16 protein-coding genes are annotated in these 15,621 nt (G+C 66.3%); 8 read left to right on the forward strand and 8 right to left on the reverse strand.

From position 1 onward, the window contains the following. The first annotated feature begins 116 nt into the window (after positions 1–116). Together LC490_RS01695 and LC490_RS01700 are read left to right on the forward strand one after the other, a co-directional pair. Positions 117–560 (forward strand): MarR family winged helix-turn-helix transcriptional regulator, encoded by a 444-nt coding sequence (locus LC490_RS01695; RefSeq protein WP_051885315.1) that lies wholly within the window; start codon positions 117–119, stop codon positions 558–560. 138 nt (positions 561–698) lie between these two features. Continuing rightward, positions 699–2,234, forward strand: a complete 1,536-nt coding sequence (locus LC490_RS01700; protein WP_223619089.1) for an aldehyde dehydrogenase family protein — start codon at positions 699–701, stop codon at positions 2,232–2,234. Positions 2,235–2,261: 27 nt separating this feature from the next. On the opposite strand, the gene LC490_RS01705 is transcribed toward LC490_RS01700, so the two are convergent. Continuing rightward, positions 2,262–2,504 (reverse strand): hypothetical protein, encoded by a 243-nt coding sequence (locus tag LC490_RS01705; RefSeq protein ID WP_223619090.1) that lies wholly within the window; start codon positions 2,502–2,504, stop codon positions 2,262–2,264. Between the two features lie 356 nt (positions 2,505–2,860). On the opposite strand from LC490_RS01705, the gene LC490_RS01710 reads away from it, so the two are divergent. Next, on the forward strand, positions 2,861–3,259 hold the full coding sequence (locus tag LC490_RS01710; RefSeq protein WP_223619091.1) for a hypothetical protein: 399 nt from the start codon (positions 2,861–2,863) through the stop codon (positions 3,257–3,259). A 98-nt stretch (positions 3,260–3,357) separates the two neighbouring features. Here LC490_RS01710 and LC490_RS01715 read toward each other — a convergent pair whose 3' ends face one another. Then, positions 3,358–3,687: a DUF1330 domain-containing protein gene (locus LC490_RS01715; protein ID WP_031373601.1), complete on the reverse strand. Its 330-nt coding sequence runs from the start codon at positions 3,685–3,687 to the stop codon at positions 3,358–3,360. A gap of 88 nt (positions 3,688–3,775) precedes the next feature. Here LC490_RS01715 and LC490_RS01720 point away from each other — a divergent pair, with 88 nt between their 5' ends. Next, on the forward strand, positions 3,776–4,417 hold the full coding sequence (locus LC490_RS01720) for a Pr6Pr family membrane protein (RefSeq protein ID WP_031373602.1): 642 nt from the start codon (positions 3,776–3,778) through the stop codon (positions 4,415–4,417). A 45-nt stretch (positions 4,418–4,462) separates the two neighbouring features. Here the strand turns inward: LC490_RS01720 and LC490_RS01725 are convergent, their stop codons facing one another. Both LC490_RS01725 and LC490_RS01730 read right to left on the reverse strand, forming a co-directional pair. Further along, a complete protein-coding gene (locus LC490_RS01725; RefSeq protein WP_223619092.1) occupies positions 4,463–4,798 on the reverse strand; it encodes a hypothetical protein in 336 nt (111 codons plus the stop codon). A gap of 131 nt (positions 4,799–4,929) precedes the next feature. After that, on the reverse strand, positions 4,930–7,818 hold the full coding sequence (locus LC490_RS01730) for a LysM peptidoglycan-binding domain-containing protein (RefSeq protein WP_223619093.1): 2,889 nt from the start codon (positions 7,816–7,818) through the stop codon (positions 4,930–4,932). Between the two features lie 465 nt (positions 7,819–8,283). Here LC490_RS01730 and LC490_RS01735 point away from each other — a divergent pair, with 465 nt between their 5' ends. The 3 genes from LC490_RS01735 (at position 8,284) to LC490_RS01745 (ending at position 11,098) form a co-directional block, all read left to right on the forward strand. After that, a complete protein-coding gene (locus tag LC490_RS01735; RefSeq protein ID WP_223619094.1) occupies positions 8,284–9,225 on the forward strand; it encodes a hypothetical protein in 942 nt (313 codons plus the stop codon). A gap of 200 nt (positions 9,226–9,425) precedes the next feature. After that, entirely contained in the window at positions 9,426–10,658 is a 1,233-nt protein-coding gene (chrA, locus tag LC490_RS01740) for a chromate efflux transporter (RefSeq protein ID WP_223619095.1), read from the forward strand. A 74-nt stretch (positions 10,659–10,732) separates the two neighbouring features. Beyond that, entirely contained in the window at positions 10,733–11,098 is a 366-nt protein-coding gene (locus tag LC490_RS01745) for a hypothetical protein (protein ID WP_223619096.1), read from the forward strand. Positions 11,099–11,108: 10 nt separating this feature from the next. Here the strand turns inward: LC490_RS01745 and LC490_RS01750 are convergent, their stop codons facing one another. Further along, on the reverse strand, positions 11,109–11,750 hold the full coding sequence (locus LC490_RS01750; RefSeq protein ID WP_223619097.1) for a Vat family streptogramin A O-acetyltransferase: 642 nt from the start codon (positions 11,748–11,750) through the stop codon (positions 11,109–11,111). A 95-nt stretch (positions 11,751–11,845) separates the two neighbouring features. After that, the gene (locus tag LC490_RS01755; RefSeq protein WP_223619098.1) at positions 11,846–12,253 is read right to left on the reverse strand and encodes a GNAT family N-acetyltransferase; all 408 of its coding nucleotides are present in this window, start codon (positions 12,251–12,253) and stop codon (positions 11,846–11,848) included. 272 nt (positions 12,254–12,525) lie between these two features. Between LC490_RS01755 and LC490_RS01760 the strand changes: the two genes are divergently transcribed. Further along, a complete protein-coding gene (locus LC490_RS01760; RefSeq protein ID WP_223619099.1) occupies positions 12,526–12,969 on the forward strand; it encodes a helix-turn-helix transcriptional regulator in 444 nt (147 codons plus the stop codon). Positions 12,970–13,080: 111 nt separating this feature from the next. Here LC490_RS01760 and LC490_RS01765 read toward each other — a convergent pair whose 3' ends face one another. Both LC490_RS01765 and LC490_RS01770 read right to left on the reverse strand, forming a co-directional pair. Continuing rightward, positions 13,081–14,283 (reverse strand): hypothetical protein, encoded by a 1,203-nt coding sequence (locus LC490_RS01765; protein WP_223619100.1) that lies wholly within the window; start codon positions 14,281–14,283, stop codon positions 13,081–13,083. Between the two features lie 477 nt (positions 14,284–14,760). Continuing rightward, positions 14,761–15,384: a response regulator transcription factor gene (locus LC490_RS01770; RefSeq protein WP_031373612.1), complete on the reverse strand. Its 624-nt coding sequence runs from the start codon at positions 15,382–15,384 to the stop codon at positions 14,761–14,763. Between the last annotated feature and the right edge of the window lie 237 nt (positions 15,385–15,621).

A 15,621-nucleotide genomic window follows, 5' to 3' on the forward strand; every position in this document is an offset into this window, starting at 1 on the left:
TGCATGCGCGGCGAGACCTCGGTTCGTGCGGTCGGAGCGGAAACCCCCGCCCCGTTAAGTTGACATTGTCATCTCCGCATCCCGACAATCCTTCGGTCGTCCACGATGGAACGCCCATGCCGGCCAGCCGCGACATCGAGATACTCAATCTCGTCAACACGATCATGCATCAGGCCACCGCGCGCATGCAGCGTTCGCTGCGCGAAGCCGAGCTCGGTCTGGCGGCGATGGAAGCGCGCACCCTGCGCTTCGTCGCACGCCATCGCGGCTGCACCCAGAACGACATCGTCCGCGAGAGCGGGCGCGACAAGGCCCAGATCGCGCGGATCATCAAGACTCTGCTGGAGCGCGGCCACGTCGAGCGGATCGACAACGAAGCCGGCGAGAAGCGCCAGCGCCTGTGCCTGACGGCGAGCGGCGCCGAAACGCATGCCGAGGCCGAAGCCCTGCGTGCGGTGGTGGCGAAGGACCTGCTGCATGACCTCAACCAGACCGAACGCAAACAGCTCGAAAGCCTGCTGCGGCGCATGTCGCACGGCCCGACGTCCGACCCGGGCTGACCGGGGCTGACCGGGGCTGACCGGGGCTGACCGTTAATAAGTTGACTTTATCAACTTGCAACGGGATAGTTGACAATATCAACTCTGTGCCGGCGCGGCATCGCGCGGGCGCGGCTTAGCCCTACGGGAGTCCCCGACATGACCCAGGCTGCGAACGAAACCGCCGGCGCACCGGCGCCCGCGCACTCCGGCGAAGCGCTCGATGCGCTGCGCCGCACGCTGTCGCAACAGCCTCCGGCCGTGCTGATCGACGGCACCTGGCGTGCCTGCGTATCGGGCCGCACGCTCGAAGTCGACGATCCGGCCAGCGAAAACCGCATCGCCGTCATCGCTGCCGGCGACGGCCACGACATCGACCTGGCGGTCGCCGCGGCCCGGCGCGCGTTTCGCGAGGGTCCCTGGCCGCGCCTGCCCGCATCGAAGCGCGCCGCCCTGCTGTTCGCCCTGGCCGACGCCATCGAAGCCCGGCAAGAGGAATTCGCCCTGCTGGAATCGCTCGACGCCGGCCACAGCCTGGCCTCGATCCGCAAAGGCGACCTGCCGCTGGGCCTGCGCTCCTTGCGCGACTACGCCGGCTGGGCGACGAAGATCGCCGGCGAAGTGCCGATGCGCTCGGCCGACCAAGCCGGCATGGACTACTTCCTGCGCGAGCCGATCGGCGTCGCCGCCATCGTCACGCCCTGGAACGCGCCCTTCCTGATGGTGCTGCAGAAGCTCGCCGCCGCCCTTGCCGCCGGCTGCACGACGGTGATCAAGCCGGCCGAACTGGCGCCGCTGTCGGCGCTGCGCATCGGCGAACTCTGCCGCCAAGTCGGTATCCCCGATGGCGTCGTCAACATCGTCACGGGCGAGGGCGCGAGTGCGGGGCAGGCGCTGGCCGAGCATCCCGACGTCAACCTGATCAGTTTCACCGGCTCCACCGAGGTCGGCCAATCGATCATGGCCGCGGCCGCGCGCAGCAACCTGAAACGGGTCGTGCTCGAACTCGGCGGAAAGTCCCCGGTGGTGGTCTTCGCCGATGCCGACCTGGACAAGGCGGCGCAAGCCATCGTCGCCGAGATCGCTTTCAAAAGCGGCCAGTATTGCGCGGCGGGATCGCGCGTCTTCGTCCAGCATTCGATCCACGGCGCCTTGCTCGAACGGATGCACGCGGCGATGGACCGGCTGCGCATCGGCGCCGGCTACGACGAGACGACCGATATGGGGCCGATGATTTCGCAGCGGCAACGGCAGCGCGCCGAGGCCATCATCCAGCACAGCCTCGCCGCCGGCGCACGGGCACTGCGCGGCGGCCGCGCGCGGCCGGGCCCGGGCTATTTCTTCGAGCCGACCTTGTTGACCGAGGCCAGCGCCGATATGCGGATCGCGCGGGAGGAGATCTTCGCACCCGCGATCGTGGTGACCCCGTTCGCCGACGACGCCCCGCTCGCCGCCGTCGCCGCGCTCGCCAACGATTCGCGCTACGGCCTGTCGGCGAAACTGTGGGCGCGCGACCTGGGCACCGTGCACGGCCTGATCGGCCTACTCGAAACCGGCCAGGTCATCGTCAACGGCGGCGGCGGCGAAGCCACCCTGCCGTTCGGCGGCGTCAAGCAATCCGGCTACGGCCGCGAGAACGGCCACATCGGCCTGTCGGCGTTCACCGAGATCAAGGCGGTGCGCCTGGGCTATTGAGGCCCGGCGCGGATGAACCCACGCGGTTCATCCGCGATAGCCGGTGCCCGGCACGCGGCGCACGAATTGCTCGCACAGACAGGTTTCCAGCCCCAGACGTTCGTGTCGCCCGTGCACCGCCCAGAATTCGTTCTTCGAGGCGACCCGAAGGTACTCGTACTCGTCCTTGATGTTGCGGAAACACAACATGCTGCCCAACGCCTGTCCGTAGGGGCTGTAGTCGGAATAGAGGCAGTCGATGCAGGCCCTGAGGCAAAACGTCTCGGGCAATGGCCGCTGCCGGTCGAGCCGTTCGGTCTCGAACAGATCGCTGGTGCCGGCGGAAACGAACTCGTATCCGGCGAAAGTATGTCCACAGCGTTCACCGGCTGCGCCGGCCTGTGCTTTGTCCGGCCTGTCCTTTGTTCGGTAGATTCACCGTTTTGGACTAAGGACTTCGCGGTAGCTCGTGCGGTGCAAGGCCATCCTCTCCATCGAAGCCGAGCATCGGTCCAGCGTGGGCCGCAGGCTCATCCCCTACCGATTCGTGCCGTGTGCCGCGGCGCGCTCGGCGGTGGCGATGGCGGTGAAAGCAAACGCAAGCAATCGACCGAGAACAGCGGCCCACAGCGCCATCGAGGAATGCCATGAGTGAAAACGTGTCGGCAGAAACCCGATCCACCCTGCTCGCCCACGAGCACAGCTATCGTCGCTCGGCCTGGTGCTGGAAGGTCGGATACCGCGCGCTGCTGGTGATGTCGGCCTTGCTGAGTTCTTTCGCCGCCATCGTCGGCAAGATCCAGATCCTCGGCTTCGAGCATCCCGGCGATGTCGCCTCGATCGCCGCGGCAGGCGCCGCCGTCATCACCACCTTGATCGCGGCCCTGGACTTCGAAACCAATTCTCGTGCGAACCGACGCTCTCGGCACGAAGTCAGAATCCTGTTGATCGAAGCCGAGAAATCCACCGCCGACAACGACGCCCTGCTGGCCGGGCTGCAGGACGTGGTCAGGCGCCGCAGCGACGAACTCTACAAACTCGATTAAGCCGGCTCGATTGAATGGGCTCGATTGAGTGGGCTCGATTGAATCGGCGAACATGCGCCGGCCCGGCGGTGAGCCGGCACCTACCGCGGATCCAGCTTCTAGCCGGCCGCCGCCAGGATGTCGGTCGCACGATGCTGCTCGTCGGTTCCGTCGACCAGGATGACGTCGCCGACCGAATTGTCGCTGCGCAACGGCAAGATGGCCTGATAGGCCGGCGAGTAATACCAGGCCTTGGCCTTGGCCATATCGGCAAAGCCGATCAGGATCAGGTGCCCGGGAAACGCACCCTCGACCACGTCCGGCTGCGCACCGTGCACGAGGAAGCGGCCACCGAACGGTTCCAGGGTGGCGTCGATGCGCTGCAGGTATTCGACGATGGCGGGGTTGAACGAAACTTCGCGAAGATGAGCGACGGCGTAAGCTGGCATGGTGCGTCCTGTGAGGGGTGGATGAGCGACGCTGGCCCAGCGATCACGGGTGTACTCGGATGCGCCGCGAGCGGCGCGAGGAAACGCTGTGGAGACTCGCAACGACCCGCGCGCGCGCCGCGCATCGGCCGCGGTGGCGGCGCTGGCCTGGTTCGGCGTGCTGCTGCAGCTGTGGCTGTCGCTACGGCTGGCCCAGCATAACGGCAAGTCGGCCTTCGACGGCCTGGTCGCTTTCCTGGGCTATTTCACCGTGCTGACCAACGGCTTCGTCGCCCTGATGTTCTCGCTGCCTTTCGTGCTCGGCCATGCCCGGTCGGACCGCTGGCTCGGCACGGGGCAGCTGCGGGGCTGCGCCACCACCGCCATCGTCATGGTCGGTCTCGCTTATCACTTCCTGCTGCGCAACGTCTGGGCGCCCGAAGGCTGGCAATGGGTCGCCGACATCAGCCTGCATTACGCGACGCCGCTGATGGTGCTGGGGCACTGGATCGCGTTTCCTCCCGCCCGCGTGCCGACACTGCGCTCGGCGCTGATCTGGTGCGCCTATCCGATGGCGTATCTGCTCTATGCGCTGGTGCGCGGCGAATTGCTCGGCGCCTATCCCTATCACTTCATCGATGTCGCCGCCCTCGGCTATACCAAGGTCCTGATCAACTCGCTGTGGCTGCTGCTCGGCTTCGTGCTCGTCGGCGGCGCGATCGTCGGCCTGGCGCGTTGGCGTGGGCGATAGCCCTCGCTCCACCCTTCTTCCCTGTAGAGAAGAGCGAATGGTCGCTCAAACCGAGCCGGGCCGCCCTTCCATGCCGCTCGGATCGGCGGTGAGCAATTCCTCGTGCAGGTTGAAGACGTCGTCGCCGTCCACGCCGGGGTCGCCAAGGGCGTAGAGGGTCGCGAACACCGTCTCGTAGGCGGTTCCGCGCATCAGCAGACACAGGTCGCGCGGCGTGGCGCCGAGTGCGAGCAGACGCCCGATCGCCGCTCCGGTATCGGCGAACGGTTCGTCCGGCCGCTTTTCGTAATGGGCGGCGATGCGCTGCGGCACCGCCTCGTCCATGTTCGTGTCGATGACTTCCAGCCACAGGTGCTGCAACAGTTCTGCGCGTGTCGCCATAATCGTGGCCGCTGATCCAGGCAGGGAGTGAGTGCGCCGCAGCCCGGACGAATCGATCGCCGGGCGCGGATGCTACGTCATGTCAGGGCTCGCGATGCGCCCACGGGCGCATCGCGACGGACCGGCGGTGCTCACGGCGTCGGCAGTTGGGCAATGCCGAAGTCGCGCACCACCGCGTCGATGTGGCCGACCGTGGCGACGATGCCGTCGACCTTCGCCGCTCCGCCGCGGGTGGCGATATAGGCTTCGGGGCGAACCACGGTGGTGTCGCTGCCGAGCTTGGACACGTCGCCGTCGAACTTGTCCAAGGCCTGGTGCAGCTCGGTGCGCAAGCGCTCCAGTTTGTCGGTCGGCATGGCGTTGACCCAGGCGACGAACTGGTCGCGCGCGCCGGGCTCGTCGAGCTTGTAACCCTTGGCCTCGGCATACCGCGCCAACAGCGTCACCGGGCTCCAGCCTTCGCCGCTCTGGTCGACCAGGGCCTGCGAGACCTGCGGATTGAACTTCGCATGCTCGAGGAACTTCGCCGAGGCCTCGTTCATGTGCGCGTTGGAGTGCTCGATGCGGTCCTTCATGGTCAGGCCGGCGGTGGCGACCACGACCAGGCCGATGCCGACCGGGCCGAGCCAACTGCCGGCGCCGAGCGCGGAGGCGAAGGTGGTGCCGGACAGCGCCGCCATGGTGCCGCCGACGCCGGCGGTCAGGTACATGCCGGCGCGAACGTCGTCGCCCTTCTGATGCGCCTCGACCGCATTCCAGTAATCGAAGCCGGCGGACAGATAACCGAACACGCGATCGGCGCGGGTCCAGCGGCCCGGATCGATGCTCACGCCGTCGAGCTTGTTGCCGGCGCCGAAACGGCCCAGGGTCGAGTCCTCGGTGACCATGCCCAGGCCGACCGCGAGCTCGGTGCCCTTCTGGCCCAGGTTGGCGGCGTCGACGATCGCCTTGAGATCGTTCTTGTTGGTCAGGCTGAACTGGCCGTCGTTGGCCTTGCTCGCCGAATTCATGAAGCCCATGGTCGCGAAGCCCAGGCCGACCATGCGCAGCAGCTGGCCGGCCGGCTGGTTCTTCTCGAACACCGGCCGGCTCGATTCGGCGGTGAAGCGGCGATCGACGTTGTTCATCGCTTCGGCGTGGGTCTTGAGCTTGGCGATGATCTGCTCGGTGCCGTCGCCGGCCGCCGGCAGACTCTTCTTCAACTCGTCGACCAGCTTGACGTAGCTCTGGTACTTGCCGCCTTCGACGTCCAGGCCGAGCAACTTGATCAGCGCAGGGTTCTTGAGCTTATCGATCGACTGCTCGGCCTGCCGGATGCTCGCCGGGTTGCGCGGATCGTAGTTGTGCGCGGCCGAGAGCACGTCGTTGCGGATATAGGCGTTGGCGATTTCCTTGCCGAGCTTGATGCCCTGCTCGCCGAACTTGCCGGTGTAGGCCAGGTTCTGCATCAGTCGCTTGCCGGCCAGGGAATCGATGTAGTCCGGGTGCTGCTTCAGGGCCAGGCTGATCGCGTAGGCAGACTTGGTGTCGCCGAGAATGCCCTCGATGGCTTTCTTGGTCTTGTCCTGCTGGTCGGCCGGCGCATTGCTCAGGCTGTCGATCTGGTCGAGCAGGGTCTTGCCCTGGTCGGCGACCTTGTTCTGCAATTCTTCCGCGGTCTTCGCCCAGTTCGATCCGGCGCCGCTGGTGTAGTCCTTGATCGCCTGGTTGAGCTGGTCCGGCGTCATCGAGCCGCCGTGGTTGTTGATCAACCAGCTCAGTTCGTCGGTGTGCTTGGCGAGCTTGTCGACATTGCCGTTGACGCTGCCGGCGTACATCTGCACGCCCATGATCGCCGCGTCGACCGACTGCGGGCCGCCGTGCGCCTGCGCCATCGCGATCGACAGGTTCGGACGCGCGCCTTCGGACACGCCCAGATGGATCTGCGAGCCGTCCAGAGGCAGATCGGTCATGCCCTGGATCGCGATATCGCCTTCGGAGGTGCCGCCGACCTGGCCGGCGATGTGGACCAGCGAGCGGGTGCCGTCGATGCCGAGGCGGATGCTGTAACCGTCGTTCTCGGCGCGGCCGAGGAAGTCCTTCAAGGCATCGACGCCGTGCTCGGCCAATGCGCCGGCGATGCGCGGTTCGGCGCCTTCGATCAGCTTCTCGAGTTTCTGCAGGCTTTCGGCCGGCTTGGAGGCCGGGCCGCTGCGCGAGTCCTTCCACGGTTCGCCCTTCAGCGAATCGGTGAATGCCGGCCCGATCTTCTGCTCGACGAGTTTGTCGAAACCGTCGCTGGACAGCAGGCGCGTCTGCGCCTCGGGCGACAGCTTCGGCAACTCGCGGCTGAGCGTATCGACCGCGCCCTTCGCGTCCGGTGCGGCCCCCGCCGCCTTGAGCGTGCTGTCGACCTCGTGCTGGATGCCGACCTCCTTGACCGCCGCTTCGGCCGCGGCCTTACCGGCCGGGTCGTTGTCGTAGCGTTTGACGACTTCGGCGCCGTACTGCTGGATCGCCTTGGCGTCGAGGACGCCGCCGTTGGCGCTTGCGTCGAAATCGGCCTTGATCTCGGCAGCGATGCTCTTTTGCAGTTCCTCGCGCGCGGTCGTGCTGAGGCTGGCGTAGCCGGAACGGATCGGCTGGTAGTCCGGGTCGTTGTGCTGGCGGGTATAGCCGCTGTCGAAGGCGGCGAGGTTGTCCTCGGCGTTGAGATATTTCTTCATCGCCTCGTCGCTCTTGGCCTGCTCGGGCGACGGGTTCGGATCGGCCTTGGGCGCGGCGTGCTGCTTGATCGTCGGCACGATCAGGTCCTTGCCGGGATCGATCGCACCGTTGTCGATCTGGTTGCGCTCGGCGATCTGCTGGGCGGTGACCGGCGCTTCCGGCGTGCTGTATTTCTGTGCGATCGACTCCAGGGTGTCGCCGGCCTCGACCTGGTGGTACTCCTCCTGCGGCTGCGGCGGCGGCACCACGGCCTGCGCGGGAGCCTGCGGGTACTGCAGGTGGTAGGGAACGCCATCGATGCTCGGGATGCCCATGGAGTCGAACGCCTGCGATGAGAGATCGCGGAATTAGATCAACCGATCGTCGTCTCGCCTAGCTAGGGCGAGTACGGATATGCACTGTCATCGCATTGACATGTGTTCGCGATGTTTTTGCATGTGCATGTTTGTGCGCGATCTCGCGTCCGTGCACGACATCACGGACAAACGATCGTCGCATTGCTTTCGAGTTTCCCGGCCGGACGCGGCCGACGCGCCGCCGATGCATGGGCTCGCCGTCGATTCGGCGTTTTGTGGCGGCCGAACCGATCATGTTGCGACCGACGCGAGGACGCAGCGCAGCCGTCAATCACAAAACACTGCCGGTCCGCGGCCGCAACGCGCGATTGCGACGCAATGCCGCTGAAAACGCGGCAGGTTTACAGGCGATGACCCTCGCATAACCTTGCCGGGACTAGAGAGGCGGTTGCAGGGGATGCGCAGGATTGCGGAGACAGGCTCATGTCCAGACTCACCGTTTCTTCCAAGTGCTTGCTGTGCGCAGGCTTTGCCGCGTCGATGATGTGCGCGGGCCCGGCCGCGGCCGATTCGTTGTTGACCTATGTCGACCCGAACACCGGGCAGCGGCATACCTACACCGCCGCGACCGCCGATTTTTCGCTGCATCAGGCCGGCGAGTACCTGACGATCAGCGTGCAGGGCCGCGATGGCCGCCCGCCCTCGACGAGCGTGTTGATCGTGCCGCCCGCGGGGCAGACTCTGATTCCCGGACGTTACTACGAAGCGCAATGCCCCGGCTTTTTGTTCGGCCGTACACCGGGGCTCGTCGTGTCCGGATGGACGGGCTACGACTGCGGCGACGATCCCGGCCACGACGGCGACGAAAGTTGGGGCTGGTACGCCCTGCGGCAGATCCAGCGCGACGCCGCCGGCGCCATCACCGGCGCGGAAATCGCCTACAGCCAGCACTTCAACGGGCCCGACAGCCCGGCCGTGGTCGGCACCATTCGTCATGGCGTCGAGCCGCTGTCGTTCGTGTTGAACGGCCTGGTCGCCCCGGACACCTATTCCAACAAGGGCTTCTATGGCGACACCAGCTTCTTCGCGTTGAGCGGCAGCACGAGCGGCGTGCATTTCGAAGTCGCCGGCCGGCGCGACACCTGGTCGGTAGGCATCAAGCCGCCTTCGGGACGGACGCTGCAGGTGGGCACGTATTCGCTGGCGGAGTTCGCCGATGCGAGTCACGCGAGCGTCGGCGTCGACGGCGAGCCCAACGGCAGCTCCAACGGCGGCTACTGCCCCAGCGTGTCCGGTTCGCTGCAGATCAAATCGATCGGTTTCGACGCGGCCGGCAAGGTGACCGGGCTGTATGCGATTTTCGAGCAGCGCTGCAGCGCGGATGCGCCGCAGAGCCTCAACGGGGTGATTCATTACCGCCGCTGATCGGCCTGCGGCGGTGCAGGCCGATACCGATGCCGACGTCGATGCGCTCGACACGGCTCTGCGATCGGGCGCGGGAGCCGGTTCATGAGCGCGCGTGAACCGGCTCCCGCGATCGAGTCGTGCCTGCGATGCAGGCGTCCGGCGCCCCGGTCGCGCGCCTAGAATGGACCGGCATTACGCCGCCGAACCGAGGAAACCGCTTGTCCGCAGCAGACGTCCACGCCCGCGCCAACGGCCCCGGCAATGCGAGAGAAGTGTTTCGGGTTTTCCTGCGCCTCGGGCTGACCTCGTTCGGTGGCCCCATCGCCCACCTGGGCTATTTCCGCGAAGAGTTCGTACGCCGTCGCGGCTGGCTCGACGATGCGTCCTTCGCCCGCTTGCTGTCGATCTGCCAGTTCCTGCCGGGCCCGGCCAGCAGCCAACTCGGCTTCGCGATCGGGCTGCTGCGCGCCGGCTGGCGCGGCGCCCTGGCGGCGTTCCTGGCCTTCACCCTGCCCTCGGCGCTGCTGATGTTCGGCTTCGCCCTGTATGCGCCGCAATTCCTGCACGGCCCGGTGGGCAGCGCCGTGGTCCACGGCTTGAAGTTGGTCGCGGTGGTGGTGGTGTCGCACGGGCTCGTCGGCATGGCGCGGTCGCTGACGCCCGATCTGCAGCGCCTGGCGATCGCCGCTGGCGCCTGTGCCTTGGTGCTGCTCGCCGATGGCGCAGGGTGGCAGTTCGTGGCCATTCTCGGCGGCGGCATGCTCGGTGCCTGGCTATGCCGGCCCGCCGCCTTCGACGCGGCCGCGACGCCGCCACTGCGCTACGGGCGGCGTCTCGCCGGCGCCTGCTTCGTGGTGTTCCTGGTGGCGCTGGCATGCTCGCTGATTCCCTCGGGCAGCGCGCCGTCGCTGCGCGGATTAGCCGGCGCCTTCTATCGCGCCGGCAGCTTCGTGTTCGGCGGCGGCCACGTCGTGCTGCCGCTGCTCAAAGACGAACTCGTGGTCAGCGGCTGGATCGGCGCGGACACGTTCCTGGCCGGGTACGGCGCTGCGCAGGCGATGCCCGGGCCGATGTTCACCCTGGCGGCCTACCTGGGCGCCAGCCTCGACCTCGGCCCGCCGCCGTGGTTGAGCGCCGGCGTCGCACTGATGTGCATTTTCCTGCCAGGGTTCCTGCTGCTGGTCGCCGCCCTGCCGGCCTGGACCGCATTGGTAAGCCGCCCCTGGGCGGCACGGACCGTCGCCGGCATCAACGCTGCGGTGGTCGGCCTGCTCGCCGCCGCTCTGTACGACCCGGTCTGGCGCGAAGGCGTGAGCGGACTGGCCGACGCCGCGATCGTCGCGGTCGGCTGGGTGCTGGTGTGGCGACTGCGCCTGTCCGCGTTGTGGGTGCTGGCCTGGTGCGTCGGCGCGGCGGTGGCGGGGTCGCTGTGGATTGGCTCCCCGGCCTGAGCGAGCGGTGGTACTGGCGGCACGATGTCGTCGGCGCGAAGCTGACCGGTCTTCCAGCCTCGATGGAGTGCGCAATGAAGAAGTTCCTGGCGGTCTACCTGGGCTCGGCGGAAGCCTTCGAGCGCTCCGAATGGAGCAAGGCGCCCGACGAAGCCCGCCGCAAGCAACTCGAACAGGCCGGCATGCACGCCTGGGGCGCATGGGTCGGCGCGCATCGGAGCAGCATCGTCGACCCGGGCACGCCGCTCGGCAAGACCAAGCGCATCGACGCCCACGGCGTTTCCGACAGCAGCAATCGGTTGACCGCCTACACCGTCATCGAAGCCGAGTCGCACGAAGCGGCGGCGAGCCTGTTCGAACGGCATCCGCACTTCACGATATTCCCAGGCGACTCGGTCGAGGTCATGGAGTGCCTGCCGTTGCCGGGCTCGCCTCTTTAGCGGGCTGCGTTCAAACCTCGCTCGCGCAATGGCGCAAGGCCTCGATATCGCCGGCGACGATGCACTGAAGATGCCGGGTGATCTTCTCGACCGGCCAGTCCCACCAGGCCAGCGACTCCAGGGCGGCGATCTCGTCGGGCGCGAAGCGCTGCCGGATCGGCTTGGCCGGATTTCCGCCGACGATGGTATAGGCCGGAACGTCGGCGACCACGACCGAGCGCGACGACACGATCGCGCCGTTGCCGATCCTGACGCCGGGCATGATCAAGGCTTCGAAGCCGATCCAGACATCGTGGCCGACCACGGTATCGCCCTTGTACGGCAGTTCTTCGGCTTCGGGCATCACGCGTTCCCAACCGTTGCCGAAGATCTGGAAGGGATAGGTCGATATGCCCGAAAGCTTGTGGTTGGCGCCGTTCATGATGAACTTGACGCCGCGCGCGATGGCGCAGAACTTGCCGATGATCAGTTTGTCGCCGATGAACGGAAAGTGGTACAGCACGTTGCGCTCGAAGTTCTCCGAGTCGTCCGGATCGTCGTAATAGGTGTAGTCGCCGACGACGATGTTCGGATTCTTGATGGTGTTCTTGATGAAACACACCTGCGGAAACCCATCCATCGGATGAGTCTGTTCGGGACTGGGACCTTGCAAGACGAACTCCTGGACGATCGTTGGACACCGCGCCAATGCACGCCGGGTGATCGCGCCGGGCCATTGCGCATCGGGCGATGGCGAGCCGGACGAGATCAGCGCTCGAAGGCCATGCCGACCGACGCCGGCGCGGTGAGCTCGAAACCGTATTGCGCGTACAGATGGCGCGCCTCGCCGTCGGCGATCAAACTGACGTAGGCGGTTTCCGGCGCATGGTCGCGCAAATAGGCGGAGATGTCCTGCATGATCCGCTTGCCCAGGCCCCGGCCCTGATGGCCCGGCAACACCGCGATATCGACGACCTGATAGAAACAACCGTCGTCGCCGATCACCCGGCCCATGCCGATCGGCGCGCCGTCGGCGAGAATCTGCACCGCGAACAGAGTATTGGCCAAGCCGCGCACAGCGGCGGTTTCGCTCTTCGCGCTCAGGCCGGAATCGACGCGGAGCATGCGATACACCTCGACGGAGGGGGTTTCGTGGATCGCGGTATAGGCGGTCATCGGGCTCTCGACAATGAATGAAGGGCGCAGCGCGCGCGCCTCACGGCCGGCATAGCAAGTCCAACGGCGATCTCACGGCGAATGCTTGCCGGTTGCGATATGCGCGGGCGCCCATGCTATCGCCGCATACCGAAAGGCGGCCCGGCCGATGCGCCAGTTCGCGCAAAAATCACGAATCGACCGCCCGGCGACGCCAAGACGCAAGGATTTTCCGGTATTTGGCGTTATCGCCCCCGTTCGGTACTCTTGCCCCAGCCACTCCCGGAACCGATATGCCAAATCTCGCTTCGATCCTCAAAGACGAAATCGCTCGTATCTCGCGCAAGGAATGCCGCCGCCTCGTCGACCCGCTGAAGAAGCAGGTCGTCGCCCAGCGCCAGGACATCGCCTCGCTCAAGCGCGAACGCGACAGTCTCAAGCGTGAGGTCGCAGCGCTAAGCAAGGCGCTCAGCAAGTCCGGCAACAAAGCCGTCGCGGCCAAGCCGCAAGCCGAAGGCGAAGGCCGCCACCGCTTCTCCGCGGCCGGTCTGCGCACGCTGCGCAAGAAGTTGGGCGTGTCGGCGGAAGAGTTCGGCAAGCTGATCGGCGCCAGCGGCCAGTCGGTCTATAACTGGGAACAGGAAAAAGCGCGTCCGCGCCAGGCCCTGCTCCAGCAGATCGCGGCCTTGCGCGGCATCGGCAAACGCCAGGCGCAGAAGCTGCTCGAAGCCGGCTGACGAAGTTCGGGGGGATGGATGCGAGGCAGTCCCCGCTGCCGCCGTCGTTGACGAACGTCATCGACGGCGAGCAACGGCGCGATCGCCCGCCCCCTCCTGCGACGACGCGGCCTATTTGCCCGACCTGAGGCTCGCCACCGATCGGTTGGGGCAGACCAGGCGCAGCAGGCCATGCCGCAACAGGCCCGAGGCATCGAAGCCATGGCTGTCGATCTCGACCACGAAGCGCGGCTTGAACCACAGCGCGCCGGGTATTTCTCTGACGTCCGGACTCACCGTGACCGTCGGTTTGATCGTCCCGCCTTTCAGCCGCGATCCGAGCTCGGCGATCAGCGCGCTGTTGAAATCCCCGCGCGCCTGGCCGGCGTAATGCCAGGCCGCCTTGCCTTTGGGTTGTGCGAGCAACAGCGATCCGAAGCCCCGGTCCGCATGGCGCACGCCGGGCGGGGTGTAGCCGACCACGGCGAACTGGCTGGACTGAAGCAAGCGCGTCTTGCGCCAGTCCGGGCTGCATCCGCGCATGTACGACGCGAAGGCGCGTTTGGAAATCAACCCGTCGAAGCATTGATTGACGCTCACCGCACGCGCGATGTCGCCGTTGCCGAGGATGTGGCTGCTATAGGCCAATTCCCGCGGCGCCTGTCGCAGCAGATGCTCGAGCACGGCCTTGCGATCGACCAGGGGCGCGCGCTCGATGCCAATGCCGTCGATTTGCAACAGATCGAACAACATATAGGTCAAGGGCTCGCAGCGGTCTCCCGATAACACCGCCTGCAGCGCGGCGTAGTCGGCTTCGGCGCCGGCACCGACGATCAGCTCGCCGTCGAAGACCGCCGATTGCAGCCCCAGCCGCTCCAGCGCCTCGACGATGGCCGGAACGCGCTCGGTCCATTCCGCGCCATCGCCCGACCACAGGCGCGCGCGGCCATCGGCGATCACCGCCAGCATGCGCTGCCCGTGCCATTCCAGTTCGTGCAACCACTTGCCGTCGTTCGGCGGCGACGGCCCGGCTACCGCCCGTTGCGGCTCGAAGGCTTCGGCGGGCCACTCGGCCGGCTTCGCACCGAGCAACAGACTGGCCAGGCCGGCCCAATCGATCCTGTTGCGCGCGATGTCCGCGACCGGTTCGATCCGGCCGGAAATATCGATGATCGCGGGCGCCATCGGGCGCGGGTCCCGCTTCGGTTCCGCGGCGATCCCTCTATGGGTGGAAACACCGGCTGGCGCGGTGCGCTGGTCGGCGGCATGCGATTCCGATCGGGCGCGGTCCCGCTCGTTCGTGGGCCTGAAAGGCGCGTGCTCGTTAGTACCCAATGCGCTCGCTCCCTGCGGTCGGCGCCGTGACGACGCCACTAGTGTCCGCGATCCGCACGATTGCAGCTGAGGCTTGTGCGGCGAGATCGCAGTGACGCACGTCGCAGGCAGCCATCTCGGTCGTCGCAGCGACGCTCCAACGATCGCGGACTAGCCGATGCCGCATCGACAGCGAGATATCGTCATTGCGCTGCGATAAGCAAGCAGCGTCATGGAATATCCCCGCGACTCGGGCGCCCGGACCGGACGAACCGATCGAAATCCGCAACTGGCGTCTCTGATTACGCTTATACGCCTGCCGACGCAGGGCAACCACTAACGCCGTCGGCGGCTTCGCAAACATCGACGCACGTCAAACTAATGAGTACGTTCACGCCGATGCGCGACCTCACGACGGTCATCACTCGTTCTTGACACGGCTGCGAGCCGAGCCCGGCTCAGCCGCTCGCCACGGCCTTCGACGGCGGATTCGACCGTTCAACCGCCCTGGTCGGTGAAGCCGTGCCTGGCCGCGAGCTTGCTCAAGGAAATCGCTCCGCGCAGACCCAGCTTCTTGTAAACGCGCGAACGGATGGTACGCACGGTGGTCTCGTCGACCCGCAGCACTTCGGCGATCTGCCGGGTCGTGTACTCCTGCACGGTCAATGCCGCGACCTCCTTCTCGCGCGCACTCAAGCGGCGAAACGGCGACAGGCCCAGCAGAACATTGCGCGGCAGAGCATCGTCGACGAACTCGTGCCCGGCCGCGACCTGGCGGATCGCATACACCAGCTTGTGCGCGCTGCTCGCCTTGGTCAGATAACCGCGCGCGCCGGCATCGAACAACAACCGCGGGATCGAACTGTCGTCGAGCCCGGAGACGATCAGGACCTTGTGCTCGGCGTTCTCGTGCAGCAGCTTGCGGGTCAAACGCAGGCCGTCGGTATCGGGCAGATCGAAATCGCAGAGCACGACATCGACGGCGAGCTTTGGAATCGCCGCCAGCGCCTCGGCGCCGTTGCCCGACTCGCCGACGACGTGGATGTCGGTTTCCCGCTCGATGATCGAGTGCAAGCCTGTCCTTAGCACCGGATGGTCGTCGACGACATAGATCCGAATCATTCCGATCCTCTAGCAAATCCATAGATCGGGGGCGCCGATACTCCAGTGTTGATCTTGCGGAACGACCGATGCGCACGGCGCATCGATGGGCAGCACAGGTCCTTCAATCCGAAGCCCTCGAAGTGTGGATGACGACAATGCAAGAAGCAAAATGTTCTATCCCACACATTACAACGCGGCGGATCGATGGCAACGCAGCGACCGCAACCATGGGTTTCGCAACACGCTTCCAAATCG

This window comes from Lysobacter sp. ESA13C, from assembly GCF_019970005.1.
Lineage (GTDB): Bacteria > Pseudomonadota > Gammaproteobacteria > Xanthomonadales > Xanthomonadaceae > Lysobacter > Lysobacter antibioticus_B.